The following is a 19883-nucleotide window of genomic DNA, read 5'->3' as shown; positions in this document are numbered from 1 at the left end:
CTTAATCCTTAAAAATCTCTAACAAGTACCTTCCATAACCATTTTTTGCTAAAGGTTTAGCTAAGTTTGTAATTTCTTGCTTTGACAACCAACCATTATTAAAGGCAATTTCTTCTAAACAAGCAACTTTATAACCCTGACGCTTTTCAAGCGTTTCAACAAACTGAGCTGCTTCAAGTAAACTTTCGTGAGTCCCGGTGTCTAACCAAGCAAAACCACGACCAAGAATTTCCACATTAAGCTTATTCTGCTTTAAATACATTTCGTTAAGGCAGGTAATCTCTAATTCACCACGATGTGAAGGTTCAACTTCTTTTGCCAATTTAACAACTGAATTGTCGTAAAAATAAAGTCCTGTTACAGCAAGGTTTGACTTTGGATTGTTGGGTTTTTCTTCAATCGAAATAGCTTTTTGATTTTCATCAAATTCAACTACGCCAAAACGTTCAGGGTCTTTTACTTGATAACCGAATACAGTTGCACCTTGACCTTCTTTTGCATTTTGTACTGCATGCTTTAATTTTGGAGTAAAGCCTTGACCGTAAAAAATGTTATCACCTAATACAAGGCATGCATCGTCATTACCAATGAACTCTTCACCTAATATAAAAGCTTGCGCTAGCCCATCAGGGCGAGGCTGTACAGTGTAACTTAGCTCAATACCAAACTGCGAACCATCACCCAGTAAACGTTTAAAAGAATCGCTGTCTTCAGGAGTTGTAATAATTAGTATTTCACGAATACCCGCTAACATTAAAACTGATAGCGGATAATAAATCATTGGTTTATCGTAAATAGGTAATAACTGCTTTGATACACCCATAGTGATAGGGTACAGGCGAGTTCCCGAGCCGCCAGCGAGTATAATTCCCTTCATTTTATTTACCTTGAGTTACTTTGTTTATTTCGCCAAGACGTTCGCGCTGGTATGTACCATCTTGTACATTTTGAGACCAGTGTACGTTATCTAAATACCATTGAACTGTTTTACGTAAACCTGTCTCAAAAGTCTCAATAGGTGTCCAGTTGAGGTCTTTATTCATTTTTGAAGAGTCTATTGCATACCGGCGGTCATGCCCTGGTCGGTCATTCACAAATTTAATTTGCTCTGCATATTTAGTAACTTTAGGCACTAACTCATCTAAAATGCTGCAAATTGCCTGAACAACTTCAATATTTTGTTTTTCGTTATGACCGCCTATGTTATATGTCTCACCTACTTCGCCTTCTGTCACTACTTTATACAACGCTCTGGCATGGTCTTCTACATATAACCAATCACGAATTTGATCACCTCTACCATAAATAGGCAAATCTTTACCATCAAGCGCATTTAAAATAACAAGCGGAATTAGTTTCTCTGGAAAATGATATGGCCCATAGTTATTAGAGCAATTAGTGAGTATCGTTGGTAAACCATATGTGCGTTGCCAGGCTCGAACCAAATGATCGCTTGATGCCTTACTTGCAGAATAAGGACTACTTGGTGCGTAAGGTGTTTGTTCGGTAAATAATGGTAGCTCTTGTTTGTAGTCTTTAACTTCATTTGGATGTGGTAAATCACCATATACTTCATCTGTAGAAATATGATGAAACCTAAATGCAGACTTTTTATTTGCCTCGAGATCATTCCAATATTCCCTTGCAACTTCCAGCAAGGTATAAGTACCTAGAATATTCGTTTGAATAAAGTCACTTGGACCTGTGATAGAACGATCAACATGACTTTCTGCTGCTAAGTGCATAACAGCATCAGGCTTAAACTTAAATAAAACCTCTTCTAATGCTTGTGCATCACATATATCAACTTTTGCAAAACTGTATCGTTCACTCTGCTCAATCGATTTAAGTGACTCAAGATTACCTGCATATGTCAATTTATCAACATTTAAAACACTATCTTTTGTATTGTTTATTATATGACGTATTAGCGCCGAGCCTATAAATCCGGCCCCACCAGTTACAAGTATTTTCATACAGAATGTTTTATAAAACCTTTAATTGAGTAAATACTAAAATGATAACATGCTTTTAATAAGTTAAGCTTTACCACCTCTCGATAGAAACGCCATTGCCACTTAAGTACTGAAAACTTATTCTGAGTCATGCCTGAATCTATACGATAATAAGCAAGTGTTTCACGAATACAATAAGCTTTAGGTGTTATCTTTAAAACCTTCAACCATAGCCCCATATCTTGCCTTTTACGTATGAGCGGCATAAATTGCTTTCCAACAATTTCAGTATCGTAAATAGCCGTTAAACAACCAATCACATTACTACTGAGTAATTTACTATAGTTTGTACTTAAAGGTGGAGTTACTACCCCTAAATAAGAGTTCCCAGTAAACTTTTGATACGAAGTATAAGTTAGGCCGTAGTTGTGCTCGAGCATAAACGTAATTTGCTTCTCAAGCTTTGCTGGGTGCCAAAGATCATCAGAATCTAAAAAAGCAATGTAGCGCCCTTTCGCATGCGTAATCGAGTTGTTTCTTGCAGCTCCCGCCCCACCGTTTTCTTTATTTACATATAACTTAATGCGACTATCCTTTGCACAATATTGTTCAACAACATTTTGAGTATTGTCAGATGATCTATCGTCTGTAATTAATAACTCCCAGTTTTTAAAAGTTTGCAGTATAACTGACTCGATACTTTCAGAAATATACTTTTCTGAATTATACGCAGGCATAATAATGGAAACTAAAGGCTCATTCATATTAACGACCCATTCCAAATAGTACCGTTTTAACAGTCAACAAAAGTATTTTTATATCTAAATACAACGTATGATGTTTAATATAATGAATGTCATACTTATGTTTCCAAACAGCATCTTCAACTGACGCGCCATAAGGGTATTTAACTTGAGCTAAGCCTGTCACCCCAGGTTTTACTGCATGTCTAAAACGGTAATATGGTATCTCTTGTTCTAAGTCCTCAATAAATACCTCTCGCTCAGGTCGAGGGCCAATAATTGACATTTCACCTTTTATGACGTTTATTAACTGTGGTATTTCATCGATTCGAGTTTTTCTAATAAATTTACCGACCCTTGTAACTCGCGCGTCATTTTTTGAAGCCCATTGAGCCCCATTTTTTTCAGCATCATTGCGCATAGAGCGGAATTTAAATACTTCAAACTCGATATTATACTGACCTGTTCTTTTTTGCTTAAATAAAATAGGCCCAGGGCTTTCAAGCTTAATTAATAACATCGTAAGCATGGAAAATGGCAAAGTGACTATCAGCAATAATACCGCGCTTACTATATCTACGAAGCGCTTAGTTACTTGTGTTTTTTTGTGGGACAGTATTGAAAAAGCTTTTTGGTGTAAGAAATAACTACTATGGAGCAATCGCACTTCTGTATAACCTAACCTATCATCTAAATAGCTGACCAAAGGCTCAACCCAAGCACCATATTCTGTAGCTTTTACTAAAAATTTACGCTGTGCTTTAGTTAAATCACTGCTTTGATAGTGACATATCACTTTTTTTGTAAAATCAGTTACAGTGTAATCGTTGACTACTATATCAAATGAATAATCTTCAACAATAATGCCTATGCTGTTTGCAAGTTCAGGTGGGCAATATACATAAATTCTATCCTGCGATAGCACTTCTTTTTTTGATTTAAAATGCTCTTTCAATTGAAATGATCCTAAGTCAAAAGAATCATCCATGTTATTTTGATCATCATTAAGTGAAATTACTTTTAGGCTCATTGCCCACTCCATTTTGTAATTTTGTATAAACACTTCTCAATACTTAAGTATGTATTTTACTCTAATTTTATTACATTTGTAACAATAAAAAATTCAATATCTCCAAGTTCTGCTACCTTAGTATTAAACAGAAAACAACCAAGAAAATACATTTGAAAGAAGCATAACTTCTACTTTGTTTATCATCACTAATATCAGCCACTTTTGTGTTAATGGATTATCCAACTGATAGTCTTAAAAATAATGGGATCTTTTTAAACCTCACAATAAACTTTGCTCCTACAAGCAAAGCCAGTAATTAATTGCCCGATTTGTACTCGTAATTGTAATACCCATAGTAGCCATAGGCATTACTCGCTTTACGTAATACACCGTTAAATACCACACCTTTTACATCAATGCCATTTTGTTCAAAGCGGTTACGGGTAAGCTCTACTTCACGGGCATGGTTTTGACCAAAACGTGCTACCAGTAAGGTAGTACCAGTGTGGGCACTCACAATTGCAGGGTCTGTTACTGCTAAAATTGGTGGTGTATCTATTATTACAATGTCGTATTTTTCTTTAACTTGCTCTACCAACTTAGTAAAGTTACTGTGCATTAGCAGCTCAGATGGGTTTGGTGGTATTTGACCACGGGTGATAACATCTAAGTCTTTCACTTGTGATGTTTTAGTTACTTGCTCAAGGTTAAGCCTGCCCGATAATAAATCACTTAAGCCATCGTCCCACTTCATACCAAACTGAGTTTGCAAGTAACCTTTACGCATATCGGCATCGATGATAAGTACTTTTTTGCCGCTTTGTGCTAGCACTGTTGCCAAGTTAACCGATATAAACGACTTACCAACACCTGGGCTTGGGCCAGAGATTGCAATAATGTTGTTTTTTGCCTCCATCATCGCAAAGTGCAGGCTTGTACGTAAGCTACGTAGCGCCTCTATCGATAAATCAGCGGGGTTATCGACTGCTAGAATCGATTTAGGTTTATCTTTACCCTTACGGGCACGACTAAAGCCGGTTAATTTATCTTGATAATCAGAATAAGGTACGCTTGCGTATACTGGTAAGCCAAGGGCTTCTATCTCGTTAGGGTCTTCTACCCCTTTATGGATTGCTTTTTGAATTAGCACTATGGCTACTGCTAGCATGCCACCTAGCATAGTTGCCATTACAACAATGAGCGCTTTTTTAGGTTTAACTGGCTTTGAGGTATTTACCTCAGCGTGGTCAATTATGCGTACATTACCTACAGTACCAGCGCGTACAATATCAAGCTCTTGAGTTTTACTTAGAAGTAGCGTGTAAATTTGGTTGCTAACTTCAACGTCGCGTTTTAAGCGTAACAGCTCTTGTTGAGTTTCTGGTAGGTTACCTACCTCACCAACTAGGTTTTGTTTTTGTTTTTCTACCGCTTCAATTTGTTCAAGTACACCTTGGTAGGTTGGGTGGCTCTCTTTAAATTTACGGCTTAGCTCTAAGCGCTTTAACTCTAGCTCTTGTAGTTTGGTTTCGAGCTCCACTACTTGCTCAAGTACACCTTGCGTCTCTAAGGTGATATCTATTGATTGGCGTTTAATTTGGTAGTCGTTAAAGCGCTGCTCAGCATACTCAAGCTGCTTTTTAACCTCGGGTAATTGCACTTCTAAAAATTCAAGTGACTTTTGCGCCTCTGCACTATTACGCTCTACATTACGGCGCACATAGATTGCTGCTACTTTATCAAGTACTTTTTCTGCAAGTTCAGCACTTTCGCTCTGTAAACTTAAATCAATAATACCAGAGTCTTTACCTTTTTCACCTGCACCAATATCTTTTTGTAAATCTAAAACTGTGTTTAAACGGTCTTTACGTACAATTGTAAATTCAGTATCTGGGTGAGCAATTAAGCTACGTATCGTTAAGCTAAATTTACCATTAGTAAGCTCTTCGCCCACTTTCCCCTTTAATACAACTTCATCTTCACCATTTATAAGAGTAAAGTTTTTATTTTTGCCTGTACCCTCACCTGCGATCAGTGTAAAACCTTCACCAATCGCTGAGCTCGGCACATCAAACCTGAATACATCAATACTTTCGCCACCCCATGCATAACTTGATGCACCAAAGCTTGGCTCTGCTACTTCACCAGCTTGCATAGGTGTAAACTTACGAAACGCTCGATTACCAATCACTGGAAATAACTTAGGCTGCGCCACTATATCGAGTTTTAACGTGTCGACAGCTTCGCCAATAACAGAGCGCGACTTAAGTAGCTCTATTTCGGTTACTGCAGCAGAGGTACTTTCGAACATACCTGCCATATCGTCAAAACCAGGGACCGATGCGCCGCCATCTTCAACTTGAATCATAGCTGTTGCTTGGTAAACAGGTGTTGCAAATACCGCATAAAACACACCAATAGCCATAAAAACTGCGGTGACGGTTGCAATAAAATACTTACGATCAATTAATGCACCTAGTAGCGCCATTAAATCGATTTCTTGCGCTGTTTGGTCTTGCGTTGTTCTATTTTGCTTATTATTTGCTGCAATAGCAGTGGGCTGAGCATTCATGTACTAGCCTTTCCTTATAAATACTTTTGCCAAGCGCTACATGCGCTATCGATTAATGCGTAAACGTGCTCAAAGGCTTCTTGACTCTGGCGATAAGGATCAGGGATTTCTTTATCGCCAATCCATTTTCCTAGTAAAAATGTTTTACCGCGAGCTTGTGGGTAGCGTGCGCACAAATCGTTAACATGGCGCTGCTCCATCACTAAAATAACACTATTATTTGCCACCAAATTTGGGGTTATTTGCCTACCTTGGTGCTCGCTCATATCAATATTATGAGCTGTGGCTATGTGCTGCGCTTGCGCATCGGCAGGCTTGCCCTCAAGGGCGGTCAACCCAGCTGACGAAACAGCAACGTTTTTACCTTGTAGTTTACTTTTTAATACATATTCGGCAGTAGGGCTTCGGCATATATTACCTGCACAAACTACTAATACAGAATCAAACATACTTAACCCTTAGTTTGTGTTTGCTACGTCGTTGAGTGAATCAACTGTACTTACCGAAGGTAGTAATAAGCTAATTACGCGGTTCCAACGGGCAAGTGGTGCAGAAGTTACATACACAATATCGTGCGGTTCAAGCTCAAATTGTTCTGCTAGTACTAGGGCTGCTACATTTTTAGCATGCAGTTGATATACATCGGCAATTACGCCGTCTGTGTTTAAATTACGTTTTCGCAGAACAAATACACCATTCGCATCTGCTGTGTTTTCATTTAAACCACCAGCATCACTTAATGCTTGCGCTAAATTTAAACCATAGCGATTAACCCCCACTGTACCAGCGCGTTTTACATCGCCAAGTACAAACACTTTTTGCATATCGTTTCTGCTTACGTGCACTATATCTCCATGCTGTAACAAACGGTTTTGCGAGATATCGCCTTTAGCATAAAAATCATCTAGTTTAATAACCTCGGTTTTATCACCGCGAGTAAAAGTAACTGTTCGCCAATCTGCACTCTCGGTTAGGCCGCCAGCTTGGTTTAATGCATCGATTAATGTGAGTGGCACTTCTGTTACTGGCAGTACACCGGGTTTATTTACTTCACCTGTTACATAGGCTTTTTGGCTTCTAAAACCGACTATTTTAATATCTATTTGCGGGTCTTCAATTACGCGGCTTAAGCGCTTTACTAGCTCAGCATGTACTTGTTGTACTGTTTTACCAGCAGCTTGAATATTAGGTGCATATGCATAGGTAATTGTGCCATCTGCTTGAACACGAAAGCCATCGAACTCAGCAGTACGCTGTACAGCTGCAGGAATGGTTAATTCTGGGTGATCCCAAACACCGATCGTAAGTACATCACCTACGCCCAGTTTGTACTGGTAATTAGATGTATCTATGCCATCTAAACTGGAAGGTGTGAAGTTTTTAACTTGAGATTGCTTTTGTTGATTGATTAAAGAGGAATCAATGATTTGAATATTAACCTTTTCGAGTTCCTTCTCTACATTATCAATTTGTTCACCCGACTCGATTCCTTCGAAATGGCTGCCGGGGATGATTGTACAGCCTGTCATTGCTAGTAACGCAAATGACGTCACAATTGTTTTACAGCTAAGCGCCATTGTTATTTCCCAAATAATATTCTTTAAAACGTCCAGTTTAAATAAAACCATTACTGTTTATTTTTTTGCTGCCTAATTAAAGCATGGCATCTAGATGTTCGCAAGACTGAGTGTTTAGTAAACGCTCACTTGTGACAGTTTTTTGCAAAATAGTTAATGAGAACATCTAAGTTCTTCAAAATTAGAAATCATTGCTTGTGTATGCTTGCAAGCGGTATCGCGTTATAAATAAAAGAACATACACTTAGGACGTGTTTTAATGCCGAACATTTTTCAACCATTCACGGCTAAAGCCGTTCCTACGGACTTCGGGCACGCTTCCGTTCCAGTTCGTCGCAGAGCTCCTCTCGCTCCATCTTGAAAGCAAAACTCTTTGCTTGTCTAGCCCTCCGGGCACGCTTCCGCCCCTAGGTTGCAGTTCCTACGTTCTGATTTTATTATTATTTTTTGTTTTTCACGTGTAAAAGCTTAATGCTTACACCGTAGGAGGTGTTTTAACACCGAATATTCTTCCCCATTCACGGCTATAAAGCCGTTCCCACGTTAATGTCGTTTTGAATCGCGACTTATAAACTGATTTCTTTGTTATCTACACTTACGGTGACTTGTTTGTTCAATAAATTAACTAACAAAATGCTACGCATGTCACCATCTGACTCTTGGTAAATAGCTTGAACATTTTTAAATGACTCTGTGTTTAGATAAACAACATCACCGGCTTTTGGTAGCGAAGATGTTACCTCACTCATATCACTCATAGATTTGAGTTGAGCAATTAACTGCTCAGGTACGATTTGAAATTTATGACCATAAGCAACAAAGCCACTTACCCCACGGGTATTTTTTACTGCAGAAAAGTTACAGTTTTGCGAGTCTAGCTTTATGAATAAATAACTAGGGAAAAGAGGAGACGTACGAATTGAACGGCGACCCTTTACGATTCGTTCAATTTTATGCTCGGGAAAGAATACTTCAAAACCTTGGTTTTGAAGGTTAGTTTGAGCTCTTAGCTCTTGTTTTGATTTACAAAAAAGTAAGTACCAACTTTCCATAGTCACACCTGAAATGCTCATTTTCCCTAAAACCAACCCTAAAGGATTGGTTTTTATGAGCGAGCGATTATACGCAGAGAATTTAAGCGTGTCTATTACAAAATTGCTATTACCCTTAGTGAGAACTAATCACTACCAAACAAACCTCTTGTGTACACTTCTTCAGCAACGTTGTCGAGTGTGGTAACTATTCTGCTGGCTATAATTACATAAGCCAAAGATTTTAACTCAGCCAAATCATGAGTAACTTCAGAACCGAAGAAAGTTGCTTCATGTAATTAAGATTCAAAAAATATTAATTCAACATCCTTAGCTTTAATACATTGCATAATGCCTTGAATAGCAGATGCTCTAAAGTTGTCTGAATTTGCTTTCATGATTAAACCATGAATACCCACTACCTTTGGCTTCTGGCTAGGACTGACTCTGCGATAGAGTCTTTTCGAGTAGTATTCGTATAAATAATCGTGTGAACTAAATTACCAAGCATATTTTGTCCAGTTAGCTAGTCATTACCTAATAACTTTAAGTAAATAGTAACAAGCATAACTTAGGGGGGTAGTATTCACAAAGATAATAGCCTAAACGTACCACTCATGTTAGTTGTTCAAAATTCGAAGCACACCTCAACATGCCTAAATAAAGTACGCAAAAATAACTTATGTGCAAATAATAATGAAGAACAGAAATAACTTTTTTGCATCAGTTAGGATACTTTCTTATTCGTCTAAACCGTCACTCAAACTAATAAATCAACGTTCAGCCAATCATTGACAATATATTTAACTTGCAATATTTTCTATAAGCCAACGCATATATAGCAAGGATACTTTAAACTTTTTAATCTAAGATAAGTGACTTCGCTCATTAAACTATGAATCTCTTCTTGAAGAAGATCACAAAATAAGACTTTGCCATCTAAAGACCAATTAAATGATACTTGTCAAAAAATCTAGTAGCCTAATTGTTGTAAGTTTATACTTAGTAGGATCATTTTTTAGGCGCCTTACTTATCAATCTATTTCTCAAATGTGCTGCGATATACTTTATTACAAAGCGAGGATAATCTTTTATTAGGCGCTGCCTTACATGACTATGCATTACCGCACGTTGCAACCACCTTAAACCAAGCTTTTTTATAAGCGGATGGTAATAATCCGCTTTAATAGCAGATTGTTCAATGAATCCCCCACATGTATATAATTGACAATAGTTACTTGCAATTTGGCTATATTTCACTAAAAAGTACTCTTGATGAGGAGTTCCCATTCCAACAATTACGATGTCGGGGTCACAACTGTCTGCCAATTTTATTATTGCTTCTTGTTCTGCTTCATCTTTAAAGTAACCATGGTGAGTAAGTACAATATTTAAACTAGGGTACATTTCTTTAAAATTAGACTTAGCTATGTCGACCAAGCCAGGCTTTGCACCAATCAGCACTACTTTTGAATTATTTTCCTCAGCATTTGAAAAAACATCACCTGCAAGAGAAGAGAAGTCAAAGCTAGTTCTATCGACTTTATTCGGGTTAAATAAATTATGTAATGTTTTATGCAAAGAGCCATCCGATAAAATTACATCCATTTTACCCACTAGTTCAGGTTTTGCTAACAAAACATTATAAGAGAAAGGATTTACAAATGTCGTCAATATAAACTCATTGCCCTGACCCTTACTTAATAGCTCATTGAGCTGGTACTTAGATTTTATTTTTAAATCTAACAAATTGACTGATTTAGTCACTGCTAACCTCTTGAATATCTATTTTTTTAAATATCGTGTAAAGCTGTGCAAGGGGCTCATTATCATGAGTATCTGACAATGTTAATGAACTAGTACAGTTTAAGTTTTCTCGCAAAACTTTTAAAGTTATCAATGCTGTGCTGTACACAGATAATACGTTTTTAAAAGGTGTACTTATTGATTGATCAGCAAGAAGTTCTATTGGCCATTCACCCATACTATTAAATTCAACAACCGTTGCTTTTGTGTTATTTTTTATCAAAGATAACCGCTCTGACTTTCTCAGCTCCGACTCTCCCGGATGGGGTTTTATTAACAGTGTCTTCAATCGTAATTTATCTGCATGATTAGCAAGCTTAATCAAGTGACTATCCTCCTTAGTTAAGGACATAGCACTATACTCAGTTATTGGCTGTGTCAACAATATACCTACTGGCCCAGCAAAATTTTGTTTATTAAGCTCTTCCTTTACTTGATTAATAACGCTTTTAGGGAAGCCTAAGCTTATATTTCTAAACTCTTTATTGTTACTTGTGTTCGATAATTTTTCGTTTAAACAATATCTGGCGTGATGTGTGTAGCAACCTATTCCTGAGTAGTTTTTTAGTGCCCCTGCTAAAAAAAAAGTTGAGAAAACTTGCATAGCAAAGCGCTTAAGCTTACTGACTTCTCTTATATTATCAATATAACTTGCTATCCCATCATCAAATAAAAATATTTTTTGTGGATTAATTAATTTAACGATGACCTGATTTTCAACTTGATAGTCATTTCCCCAAAAAACAACTGTATTTTGCAATGCCTTTAAACAAGAAAGTTGCTTTTTGTATTTAAAAGGCAACTTTTTGTTTAACTTTGGCAATTCATATACATCACTCCAAAGTTCAACTTCTAACAAAGGTGAGCTTTTTAACCTTTCAGATTCAAAGCCTATCAAAACGCAATCCACTAATTTTTCTGCTTTTATAATGGATTGCGTAATCACTAAATGAAGCGGCGTGTTAACGATGAATACATGCTTAGCCATTTGATATAAAACCTTTAAAAAGGGGCTCTTTTAATGCGAAGTAACTAGTTAGCAAGAAATGAACCAACCAAGAAAACACAAAACAAAGAGCTACGTTGTTAGCATTAAACAGCCCTAGCTTAAAAATACTTAATAATGACAGGAGAAGTACTAAGAAAGAGAAAATTGATAGCGCAGAAATTAAGTAATTTCTTCTTTCGTAGAACAGTACAGCACCAAAAATAGACACCAAAACTTGCAATAAATATCCAACGCTAACTAACTGGGCAATATAAACAGAGTCTATGTAGTCATCATTAAAGAACCATTCAACAACATAGGGAACCAAAGCAATATATATAAGTGTAATTAGGATAAAAGCAATTAACATTAACAGGGTGACTTTTTTTGCTTTTTGAGTTTGTTGGCTTTTAAAGGATGAAAACAAAATTGGATTTAAAATTTTAATAAGTATCGTATTTAACAACCCAATAACAGCACCTAATTGGAAACCAAGCGAGTATGTAGCTAACGCTGCGTTTCCTATAATACTTAAAACAAAGTACTTATCGACATTAACCCTTGCCCAGCCGAAGATTGAGTTTGCTAGTAATCCTCTAAAATGCTTTACGTATTCACTCAAAGAGCGATTTCGTGAAATTATAATAGCCCTCACAACCCTTTTTTCGTAAAAAAATAAAAAGGTAGTTTGAATCGCATGACTAAGAAAAATCAAAAGGGCAAACTCATACCAGTTAGATAAGCCAACAATAAATGCAAACACCGCTAGGGCTGCATAACAAACTATGTAAACCAAGCTAAATTTAGCGTAGCTAGAGTATTCCTGTCTACATTGCTTGATCGTTAAATAAATTTGAGCTGGCTGAGAGATCAAACATGAAAAACTTGATATTATGAAAATTAAAAAATAATTCCAAAGATTAAAAAAGATAGAAAAAGGCAAAAATATTAATGACAGAAAAAGAAAAAATAAAATATTAAAAAAAATAGCCCCTCGACTTTCAAAGACAACTCTACCTCCTCTATTAAAGTATCGCACTAAAACAAAATTATTAAGGATTGCTACATACAAAGCCATAAAAAAAATATAATTAACTAGAAATAGTGCATACACGCCAAACTCCTCTAAAGATAAAGAAGCTGTAATCAAAGGGAGTAGTATTAAACCAATTAGCTTTGTCACCCCTTCGCTTAACGCAAGTGCAATCGGCCCTTTAAACTTTTCCATAGACTTGTTCAGTTTTTGAAGTTAAAACAACTAATGATAATGCAAATAAAAACAACATGGTTGGTGCCTGAAAGATGTTATGCAATGAAAAGAGAACATACTGCACAAAAAAGTATAAAAAGATTAATAATGAATTCTTATTAGTTGATTTTATCATATAGAAAAATAGAAGTAGTTGAACTAAGATAAAGCCTAAGCTGTAATCATACCAAAAGCGCAACAAATCAAAGTGTGTTATATGACCGGTTAACTTTTCTGCGGCGCCTGCACCAAAACCACCTATAAAAGAATCGTTGTATAAATCTGAAAAAATCATTAAATACCAAGTTAGACGCGTACCAAGCGATCCCCCTTCAAGATCCTCTGTTGAAGCAAATCTAATTGAGGACAGTGCAGACATAGCAGCCAAAATTTCATCTAACTTAATAATTATTAAGCCTACAATAGTAAGTAAGATAGAAATTATAACAAACTGTAAAAGCTTGTTTTTTGCAAATTTACGATAAAAGGAAAAGGAAAAATAAACAATCAGAGATAAAACAGCTCCCCGAGTCCCCGACAACAATAAAAAAGGAAAACCAACTAAAAAATAAAAGTATTTAAAAAACTTACTTAAGTCACTTTCTAATAATATTATTAAAAACAAACAGACACAGCCCCCATAAATAGAAGCGGCCATTTGCATGCCAGTAAAGCGGCCTTCATGATCAAAATTACCAAGAACCAACCCTATTATGTTAAATACAATAAAGTAGATAAAGAATGACAGCTTTAAAACACTAGTAAAACTATTATTATGACTTTCTTTAAAATACAAAATAAAATAGAACAATATGATAAAGAAAAATGTATAGAAAACATCTCTAATCACTTTACCTAATTCAATATACCCCAAACTATTTCCTAAAAGAATAGTCAGAAGCAAAAACCCTATAAATACACTCCAAACTTCTTCTTTTTTTATTCTATTTGATTTAAACCTATAGTGGTATATAAAATAAAAAAAGGCATGCAAACCCAATATGACAAAACCGATTATAAAATTAAAACTCCCCGTTTCTTTATAACTTGGCTTTACTAACTTGAGAAAAGCATCAAAACCAAACAATACAGACATCAAAGCCAAATAAAATAGGTTTAATATGTTTAACTTTTTATTTAAAATACTATCAATTAGAGGATGAGGTTTGTTCATATACTAACATTTATTTTTTAATAAAGTATCTGCAACTATAAAATCAACCTGTGTATCAATATCTACTGAATTTTCTGCTGGCATGATGTAAGGGTAATAATCTTGCTCTAGAAATAACTTTCTTTGACTAAATAGAGTATGTTTATCTACTAAGTAAATTGCACCATTCAGTTGATAATAGTTTGGTAAATCTTGTGAGCGCGTATTTTGCAGCTGACTTATAAAATTTTTAAAGTCACTCTTATTCCCTAATGGTGTTGACCATAAAGGTGAATGCTCACATTGAGTCATAGACACAACACCTTTCGCTTTTTTATCTATATAAAGCTCAATGGCATTATCAATATCTGATGCCGTTCTTAGAGGTGATGTTGGCTGTAATAAGCATATAATATCAAAACTACCAAACTGCTCCGCGTATTCAACAGCATGCAGCAATACATCTACTGAAGATGCTGTATCTGACGCTAATTCTTCTGGCCGCAGAAGTGAGTATGTATTCGCATATTGCTCACTAATTTGTATTACTTTAGAGCAATCTGAAGTTGCTACAGTTGTCGTAATATATTTTGACTTTTGAATTTCATCGAACGTATAAGCTATTAAAGGTTTGCCATTTAATAACTTTATATTCTTTTGTGGCAACCTTTTACTGCCCGCTCTTGCAGGTACAACTGCTAATACTTTTGGTCTCATATGCCTAGCTCATGAATGTCTGTTTGTGCTTTGTTAAAGTCATCATGGCGGCCAACATCAAGCCAATACTCATGGATTGGAAATTTGAGCACTTTATGACCTAAACGCTGCTTTTGCTCAAAAAGTGTTGGCATATCTAAATGCTCATTACTTGGAAGAGACTTTATAATATTATTTGAGATGACATATATCCCGGCATTGACGAAATACCTATAGGTAGGCTTCTCAACTATATCGGTGATCTCATGCCCTTCACCTTCAATGACACCAAACGGAACTTTTATTTCATAGTCTCGCACACACATTGTCGCATCACTTAGTTGTTTGACATGAAAATCAAGTACTTTGCCAAAATCTACATTCGTTAATATATCACCATTAATCATAATTAAAGGCTCTTTAGGTAAAGACTTAGGTAATAACGATAAAGCTCCCCCTGTACCTAAAGGCTCTTTTTCATAGACGTATGTAATCTCAATACCCAGCGCGCTACCATCACCAAAATAATTTTCGATTACTTCAGGCAAATAATGCGTTGATATATAAAATTTATAAAAACCGTGGCTTTTGAAATTATTAATTAGCGTCTCTAACATTGGCTTACCCCCAACCTTTAACATAGGTTTTGGACAGTTATCAGTTAGTGGCCTTAGACGAGTACCAAACCCTCCAGCCATTATAAATACTGGGTTTTGACGCTTCTCAACTTCTAGTGTGTCATATAGAGTTTTTAGACCAACTAATTTACCCTCATCATCGACCAAAGGTAATGACAAGATTTTACAATCTTGCATTATAGCCATAAGCTCACAGCTGCTAAGTGCAACATTTGCGCTAGTGGGCTCTTTATTCATTATTGTACTCACTGGCGCTGATAGCTCTATGCCTTTTAAAATTCCGCGACGAATATCACCATCGGTCACAACACCAACAAGCGTATCGCAACCAAGCACAACAACAGCTACACGTAATGCTTCTTTGTCAATAACTTCAAGTGCTTCTCTAATACTTGCTGTTGGCGGAATAATCACCTTTTGCCAATTAGCTGTCATAACTTTGTCCTTTCACTACCGCTCTTGCTCCAAAAACAACAGAACTTTTTCTAATCGGCTTAGTCACATTCGCGCCAACAGAAATAATCGCACTTTGTCCTATCTCGACATTATTTATAATATTAGCGCCAGTTCCAATGTGTACGTTATTTTCAACAGTGACTTGGCCACTCATAGTTACACCAGGAGCAATATGGCACTGGCCACCAATAGTACAATCATGATCAATCGTTGAAGACGTATTTATAATACTGTTTTCGCCAATTCGAGTGCCTATATTTATAACTGCATTATTCATTACTTGTACACCATCAGCTAATAGTGCAAATTCGGATACCAGTGCTGACTCTGCAATAACTGTTGCAAACTGATAGCCTTGCTGTGTGTAATAATGGTAAAGCCTTTCCCTTAAATTTTGTCTAGGCATAGCACCTATGCCATTTACTAACATGACCTCTTGCTTATCAAATCTCAAAACGTCATCGTCATTCTTAAAATGCGGGATTGTTTTAAAAACAACCTGCCCTGCAATAATCTCTGGTGCTACTATGCCTACAAGCTTTTTTCCTTGTTTCAATAATATCTCGGCAAGAGCTGCTGCGTGTCCTCCGCCACCAATAATTAAGTAACCTAAGGGTTTACTCATTTATTAAATCACCTGCTTTATAACTCTGCTTACTTTGACTGCCTAAATAACGCCAAAAATGTATTGGATTGATTCCACTTCCTGGCCTTTTTACTGCTAAGTTACTTTCGCTAAAGGCTTCACCGACTGCAATATCTTTTGCAGCGACTAAGCTTTTACGAGCAACGGCTTTATTTTTTACTTCTGATGCTCTTGGGCCTTTGATGCCATCACCTAGCACTTGCTCTACTGTGCGAATTCCCTCTACCATGGCCTTTAGTTCAGCAGGGTCTAATGAAGCTTTATGATCAGGTCCTGGCAGACTTTTATCTACCGTGAAGTGCTTTTCTATTAATACAGCGCCTTTCGCTACAGCTGCAATTGGCACGGTGATCCCTTCACTATGATCTGAGTAACCCACTGCAAGTTTAAAACTGTCTGCCATGGTATCCATTGCATTAAGGTTTATATCACTATAGGGAGCAGGATATTCTGTTGTACAATGCAGCAAAGTTACTTTTTGCTTTAATAAACGCTTACCTTCGTCACTAAAGTAAGCAGCTTGTAAAAGCTCATCAGTCGGGGAGTCTGATTTATTTAAATAACCAAATGCAATAACTGATAGCACCTGCTCAATTTCAGAAAGAGTTGCCATCCCAGTTGATACGATTAAATCGCAATCCGTTCTTGCATGCTCTAATACTAGAGGGGCATTGGTAATTTCGCCCGATGGCAGTTTTAATCGTGTTATACCAAGGTCATTAACTAAAAAGTTTAAGCTTTCTGAATCGAAAGCTGTAGAAAGAAACTCGATTCCTAAATCATGACAATACTTCACAAGCTTGTGGTGAGTGTCATAGCTTAACTCTAAACGCTTAAGCATTGAAAATTGCGATTCTTTTTGCCCGCTATTTGTTACTTGATATTCAGCCTGCTCAGCCTCTTCAGTTACAATATTTTTTGCTTTAAATGTTTGAAACTTAACAATGTCAGCTCCAGCTTGATAAGCTGCATCTACTAATGCATAAGCCAGCTCGTCGCTACCATTGTGGTTTACACCAGCTTCAGCAATAATCAAAGTCATAAAATTCTCACTTTAAATCATAAAAAGATTTACTTGGTTCAAACTGCATATTTTTGAGCATAGCGATTACTTGTCCACTTGCATTCCCTGCACCATAAGGGTTCTGTATATGCTCATTAGACGTTTTATACTCTCGTTTTATTGCCGATTTTATACTCTCCATGATCGACTGTTTGTTAGGGTCACAATTAAGAACGCTTTTAGCAGCTAATCTGCCTTGTTGTCTAACCCCAACATTCACTGTAGGAACATTAAATGATGGCACTTCTATTATGCCACTCGATGAGTTACCAATGACTACAGCCGCATTCTTTACTGTGCTTAAATAGCGTTTTTGACCAAGTGAAGGAATAGCACATACACGTTGTGGATTTGATTTTGCGTACTGCTCAAGTAAAGGAATAATACGTCGCCCACCATCATCTGCATTAGGGTAAGTTATAATAACTTGATGATCTTTGAATTCATCTAAAGCATCGAGAAGGGCATTAAAGCTTTGTTCGGGCTTTTCGTCAGCAAGAGTCACTGGGTGGTATGTTACTAAAAAGTAAGGTTGGTTTAGTGGAAAGTCTAATGAGCGTGCAATTTCTGCAACATCCATAAACTCTGCACGCTTTAAGTGATCAAGCCCTATTGCACCAACATTTTTAACTCGTTCAGGTTGTTCTCCTAATTGAATTACACGCTGACGATACTCTTCAGTTGAAGTACCATGTAAATAACTTAACTTGCTAATAGCATGTCGTATTGCATCATCATATGCACCTTCAGTTATTTCACCACCGTGTAAATGTAAGATAGGGACTCTTAAAATCATCGCGGTTTGAGCAGCAGCAAGCGCTTCGAATCGGTCACCTAGTATTACTAATACATCTGGCTTCAAACGATTTAAAGCATCTGCAAAGCCTAGAACTCCTAGCCCCATGCTTTTCGCAGTACCAACAGCGCTATCAGAAGAAAGCAATATTTCTATTTTTTCGTCAATGAAAAAACCATCTTGCTCTATTTGTTGATACGTTTCGCCAAACTCGGGAGATAAATGCATACCCGAAACTAATAATTGAAGAACTAACTCAGGGTCGTCTTGAATATCTTTTAACAGCCAATACAACAAGCCATACTCTGCACGAGTACCTGTAAATACAGCAACTTTCATACGCTATACCTCAGCTAAACTTTTGACAGGTGAGCTTGGAATGTTAACTAAATGGCTTTCAATATACTCTGAGTATGTAAGATCGCCTTTAAGGGCATTTTTATACATTGGTAAACGATGCATTAGCTGCCAGATAGGTCTTGTCATTACACCTTTTTCATTCGTTTCTTTTAATAAGGCTTCACGCACTTGAGGAGCTGGACAGATAATCGCGTTAAGCCAGTAATTTGAATGCGCATAATCAGGTTCAGTCACAAACTTGAACTCTGAACCACTAAAGAAATCACTGTATAAATGTGCTAACTTACGTTTATTCTTTACAAACTCAGACAATACTTCCATTTGAGCACACCCTAGTGCGGCATTCAAATTAGGCATTCGGTAATTAAACCCTGCTTCATCATGATAAAACTCGTAAGGATGTGGAACTTTTGCCGTTGTCGTTACATGCTTGGTACGTGCGCCTGAATCTAACGTTTTACATAACACTATACCGCCACCGCCTGTAGTAATTATCTTGTTACCATTAAAGCTTATAGCGCCAAAGTCACCTAATGTCCCTGTATGCTGCCCCTTATAAAAAGACCCTAAACTTTCTGCAGCATCCTCAATCAAACTAATTCCCCAATTATGGCAAATAAGCATAAGCTCATCTAGCTCAACTGGATGACCAAAGGTATGCATGGGTACAATTGCTTTAATGCGTTGCTTAGTCATTTTAAGTACTGCGCCATGCTCGGTTAAAGTAGCGTGTTCATCTAAAAAAACAGCTAATGCTTTGGGGCACAACCCTAAGCTTACTGGTGACACGTCTACAAAAGCTGGTTCAGCCCCCATGTGATGCAATGCATTACATGTTGCAACAAATGTTAGGGCTTGCGTTATTACAATATCATTTGCTCTAACACCTGCCATATAAAGAGCCGCGTGTAGTGCCGCTGTGCCATTAACTGTCGCTACTGCTTTTGGACTTTTAGTATATGCTTCAATATGCCTTTCAAAATCATCAACATACTTACCAACACTCGATACAAAAGTACTTTTTATTGTTTCTGAAACATAGATCTGTTCATTGCCATTAAAGCTTGGTGCATGAAGCGGAATAAACTCATCTGTCTGATAAAGTTCTTTTATAAATGAAACTAGTTTATTTGTCATAATCA

General features: G+C 36.8%; 18 protein-coding genes. All 18 read right to left on the bottom strand.

All coding sequences use genetic code 11. The features are described 5' to 3' along the window. Position 1: 1 nt before the first annotated feature. Positions 2 to 877 carry a glucose-1-phosphate thymidylyltransferase RfbA gene (rfbA, locus tag HUS61_RS19180; protein ID WP_175083422.1) on the bottom strand — a complete coding sequence of 292 codons (876 nt, stop codon included), beginning with the start codon at positions 875 to 877 and terminating at the stop codon, positions 2 to 4. Between the two features lies 1 nt (position 878). Continuing rightward, positions 879 to 1976 carry a dTDP-glucose 4,6-dehydratase gene (gene rfbB, locus HUS61_RS19175; protein ID WP_175083421.1) on the bottom strand — a complete coding sequence of 366 codons (1098 nt, stop codon included), beginning with the start codon at positions 1974 to 1976 and terminating at the stop codon, positions 879 to 881. Beyond that, positions 1973 to 2719 (bottom strand): glycosyltransferase family 2 protein, encoded by a 747-nt coding sequence (locus HUS61_RS19170; RefSeq protein ID WP_175083420.1) that lies wholly within the window; start codon positions 2717 to 2719, stop codon positions 1973 to 1975. Before HUS61_RS19170 ends, rfbB begins: the two co-directional genes overlap by 4 nt. A 1-nt stretch (position 2720) precedes the next feature. Next, the gene (locus HUS61_RS19165; RefSeq protein WP_371319683.1) at positions 2721 to 3686 is read right to left on the bottom strand and encodes an exopolysaccharide biosynthesis polyprenyl glycosylphosphotransferase; all 966 of its coding nucleotides are present in this window, start codon (positions 3684 to 3686) and stop codon (positions 2721 to 2723) included. 340 nt (positions 3687 to 4026) lie between these two features. Next, positions 4027 to 6282 carry a polysaccharide biosynthesis tyrosine autokinase gene (locus HUS61_RS19160; RefSeq protein ID WP_175083418.1) on the bottom strand — a complete coding sequence of 752 codons (2256 nt, stop codon included), beginning with the start codon at positions 6280 to 6282 and terminating at the stop codon, positions 4027 to 4029. Between the two features lie 14 nt (positions 6283 to 6296). Continuing rightward, positions 6297 to 6731, bottom strand: coding sequence for a low molecular weight protein-tyrosine-phosphatase (locus HUS61_RS19155; protein ID WP_175083417.1), 435 nt, complete (start codon positions 6729 to 6731; stop codon positions 6297 to 6299). Between the two features lie 9 nt (positions 6732 to 6740). Then, a complete protein-coding gene (locus tag HUS61_RS19150) occupies positions 6741 to 7859 on the bottom strand; it encodes a polysaccharide export protein (protein ID WP_175083416.1) in 1119 nt (372 codons plus the stop codon). Between the two features lie 566 nt (positions 7860 to 8425). Further along, positions 8426 to 8911: a transcription/translation regulatory transformer protein RfaH gene (gene rfaH / locus HUS61_RS19145; protein ID WP_058583906.1), complete on the bottom strand. Its 486-nt coding sequence runs from the start codon at positions 8909 to 8911 to the stop codon at positions 8426 to 8428. 990 nt (positions 8912 to 9901) lie between these two features. Continuing rightward, the gene (locus HUS61_RS19140) at positions 9902 to 10657 is read right to left on the bottom strand and encodes a WecB/TagA/CpsF family glycosyltransferase (RefSeq protein WP_175083415.1); all 756 of its coding nucleotides are present in this window, start codon (positions 10655 to 10657) and stop codon (positions 9902 to 9904) included. After that, positions 10650 to 11684, bottom strand: coding sequence for a glycosyltransferase family 52 (locus tag HUS61_RS19135; RefSeq protein WP_175083414.1), 1035 nt, complete (start codon positions 11682 to 11684; stop codon positions 10650 to 10652). Before HUS61_RS19135 ends, HUS61_RS19140 begins: the two co-directional genes overlap by 8 nt. Beyond that, complete coding sequence (locus HUS61_RS19130; protein ID WP_175083413.1) at positions 11677 to 12912, bottom strand: hypothetical protein; 1236 nt, start codon at positions 12910 to 12912, stop codon at positions 11677 to 11679. Before HUS61_RS19130 ends, HUS61_RS19135 begins: the two co-directional genes overlap by 8 nt. Beyond that, positions 12899 to 14107: a hypothetical protein gene (locus tag HUS61_RS19125; protein WP_175083412.1), complete on the bottom strand. Its 1209-nt coding sequence runs from the start codon at positions 14105 to 14107 to the stop codon at positions 12899 to 12901. Before HUS61_RS19125 ends, HUS61_RS19130 begins: the two co-directional genes overlap by 14 nt. A gap of 3 nt (positions 14108 to 14110) precedes the next feature. Then, positions 14111 to 14803 carry a cytidylyltransferase domain-containing protein gene (locus HUS61_RS19120; protein WP_175083411.1) on the bottom strand — a complete coding sequence of 231 codons (693 nt, stop codon included), beginning with the start codon at positions 14801 to 14803 and terminating at the stop codon, positions 14111 to 14113. Then, the gene (locus HUS61_RS19115) at positions 14800 to 15855 is read right to left on the bottom strand and encodes a nucleotidyltransferase family protein (RefSeq protein ID WP_175083410.1); all 1056 of its coding nucleotides are present in this window, start codon (positions 15853 to 15855) and stop codon (positions 14800 to 14802) included. Before HUS61_RS19115 ends, HUS61_RS19120 begins: the two co-directional genes overlap by 4 nt. Continuing rightward, positions 15845 to 16501, bottom strand: a complete 657-nt coding sequence (locus HUS61_RS19110; protein ID WP_175083409.1) for a NeuD/PglB/VioB family sugar acetyltransferase — start codon at positions 16499 to 16501, stop codon at positions 15845 to 15847. Before HUS61_RS19110 ends, HUS61_RS19115 begins: the two co-directional genes overlap by 11 nt. Continuing rightward, a complete protein-coding gene (neuB, locus tag HUS61_RS19105; protein WP_175083408.1) occupies positions 16494 to 17564 on the bottom strand; it encodes an N-acetylneuraminate synthase in 1071 nt (356 codons plus the stop codon). The genes HUS61_RS19110 and neuB overlap by 8 nt, the downstream gene beginning before the upstream one ends. Positions 17565 to 17571: 7 nt before the next feature. Beyond that, positions 17572 to 18720, bottom strand: a complete 1149-nt coding sequence (neuC, locus tag HUS61_RS19100) for a UDP-N-acetylglucosamine 2-epimerase (RefSeq protein WP_175083407.1) — start codon at positions 18718 to 18720, stop codon at positions 17572 to 17574. Positions 18721 to 18723: 3 nt separating this feature from the next. Further along, positions 18724 to 19878 carry a LegC family aminotransferase gene (locus tag HUS61_RS19095; RefSeq protein WP_175083406.1) on the bottom strand — a complete coding sequence of 385 codons (1155 nt, stop codon included), beginning with the start codon at positions 19876 to 19878 and terminating at the stop codon, positions 18724 to 18726. Positions 19879 to 19883 lie beyond the last annotated feature (5 nt).

Origin of the sequence: Pseudoalteromonas sp. 0802 (genome assembly GCF_013350085.1) — a bacterium.
Classification (GTDB): domain Bacteria; phylum Pseudomonadota; class Gammaproteobacteria; order Enterobacterales; family Alteromonadaceae; genus Pseudoalteromonas.
Note: the sequence above shows the minus strand (reverse complement) of the source record. Positions and strands in the feature narration are given on the sequence as shown.

Bases quoted from the DNA above. Each gene is read 5' to 3' on its own strand.
- rfbA (WP_175083422.1), bottom strand. From the start codon at position 877: ATGAAGGGAATTATACTCGCTGGCGGCTCGGGAACTCGCCTGTACCCT.
- rfbB (WP_175083421.1), bottom strand. From the start codon at position 1,976: ATGAAAATACTTGTAACTGGTGGGGCCGGATTTATAGGCTCGGCGCTA.
- HUS61_RS19170 (WP_175083420.1), bottom strand. From the start codon at position 2,719: ATGAATGAGCCTTTAGTTTCCATTATTATGCCTGCGTATAATTCAGAA.
- HUS61_RS19165 (WP_371319683.1), bottom strand. From the start codon at position 3,686: ATGGATGATTCTTTTGACTTAGGATCATTTCAATTGAAAGAGCATTTT.
- HUS61_RS19160 (WP_175083418.1), bottom strand. From the start codon at position 6,282: ATGAATGCTCAGCCCACTGCTATTGCAGCAAATAATAAGCAAAATAGA.
- HUS61_RS19155 (WP_175083417.1), bottom strand. From the start codon at position 6,731: ATGTTTGATTCTGTATTAGTAGTTTGTGCAGGTAATATATGCCGAAGC.
- HUS61_RS19150 (WP_175083416.1), bottom strand. From the start codon at position 7,859: ATGGCGCTTAGCTGTAAAACAATTGTGACGTCATTTGCGTTACTAGCA.
- rfaH (WP_058583906.1), bottom strand. From the start codon at position 8,911: ATGGAAAGTTGGTACTTACTTTTTTGTAAATCAAAACAAGAGCTAAGA.
- HUS61_RS19135 (WP_175083414.1), bottom strand. From the start codon at position 11,684: ATGGCTAAGCATGTATTCATCGTTAACACGCCGCTTCATTTAGTGATT.
- HUS61_RS19130 (WP_175083413.1), bottom strand. From the start codon at position 12,912: ATGGAAAAGTTTAAAGGGCCGATTGCACTTGCGTTAAGCGAAGGGGTG.
- HUS61_RS19125 (WP_175083412.1), bottom strand. From the start codon at position 14,107: ATGAACAAACCTCATCCTCTAATTGATAGTATTTTAAATAAAAAGTTA.
- HUS61_RS19120 (WP_175083411.1), bottom strand. From the start codon at position 14,803: ATGAGACCAAAAGTATTAGCAGTTGTACCTGCAAGAGCGGGCAGTAAA.
- HUS61_RS19115 (WP_175083410.1), bottom strand. From the start codon at position 15,855: ATGACAGCTAATTGGCAAAAGGTGATTATTCCGCCAACAGCAAGTATT.
- HUS61_RS19110 (WP_175083409.1), bottom strand. From the start codon at position 16,501: ATGAGTAAACCCTTAGGTTACTTAATTATTGGTGGCGGAGGACACGCA.
- neuB (WP_175083408.1), bottom strand. From the start codon at position 17,564: ATGACTTTGATTATTGCTGAAGCTGGTGTAAACCACAATGGTAGCGAC.
- neuC (WP_175083407.1), bottom strand. From the start codon at position 18,720: ATGAAAGTTGCTGTATTTACAGGTACTCGTGCAGAGTATGGCTTGTTG.
- HUS61_RS19095 (WP_175083406.1), bottom strand. From the start codon at position 19,878: ATGACAAATAAACTAGTTTCATTTATAAAAGAACTTTATCAGACAGAT.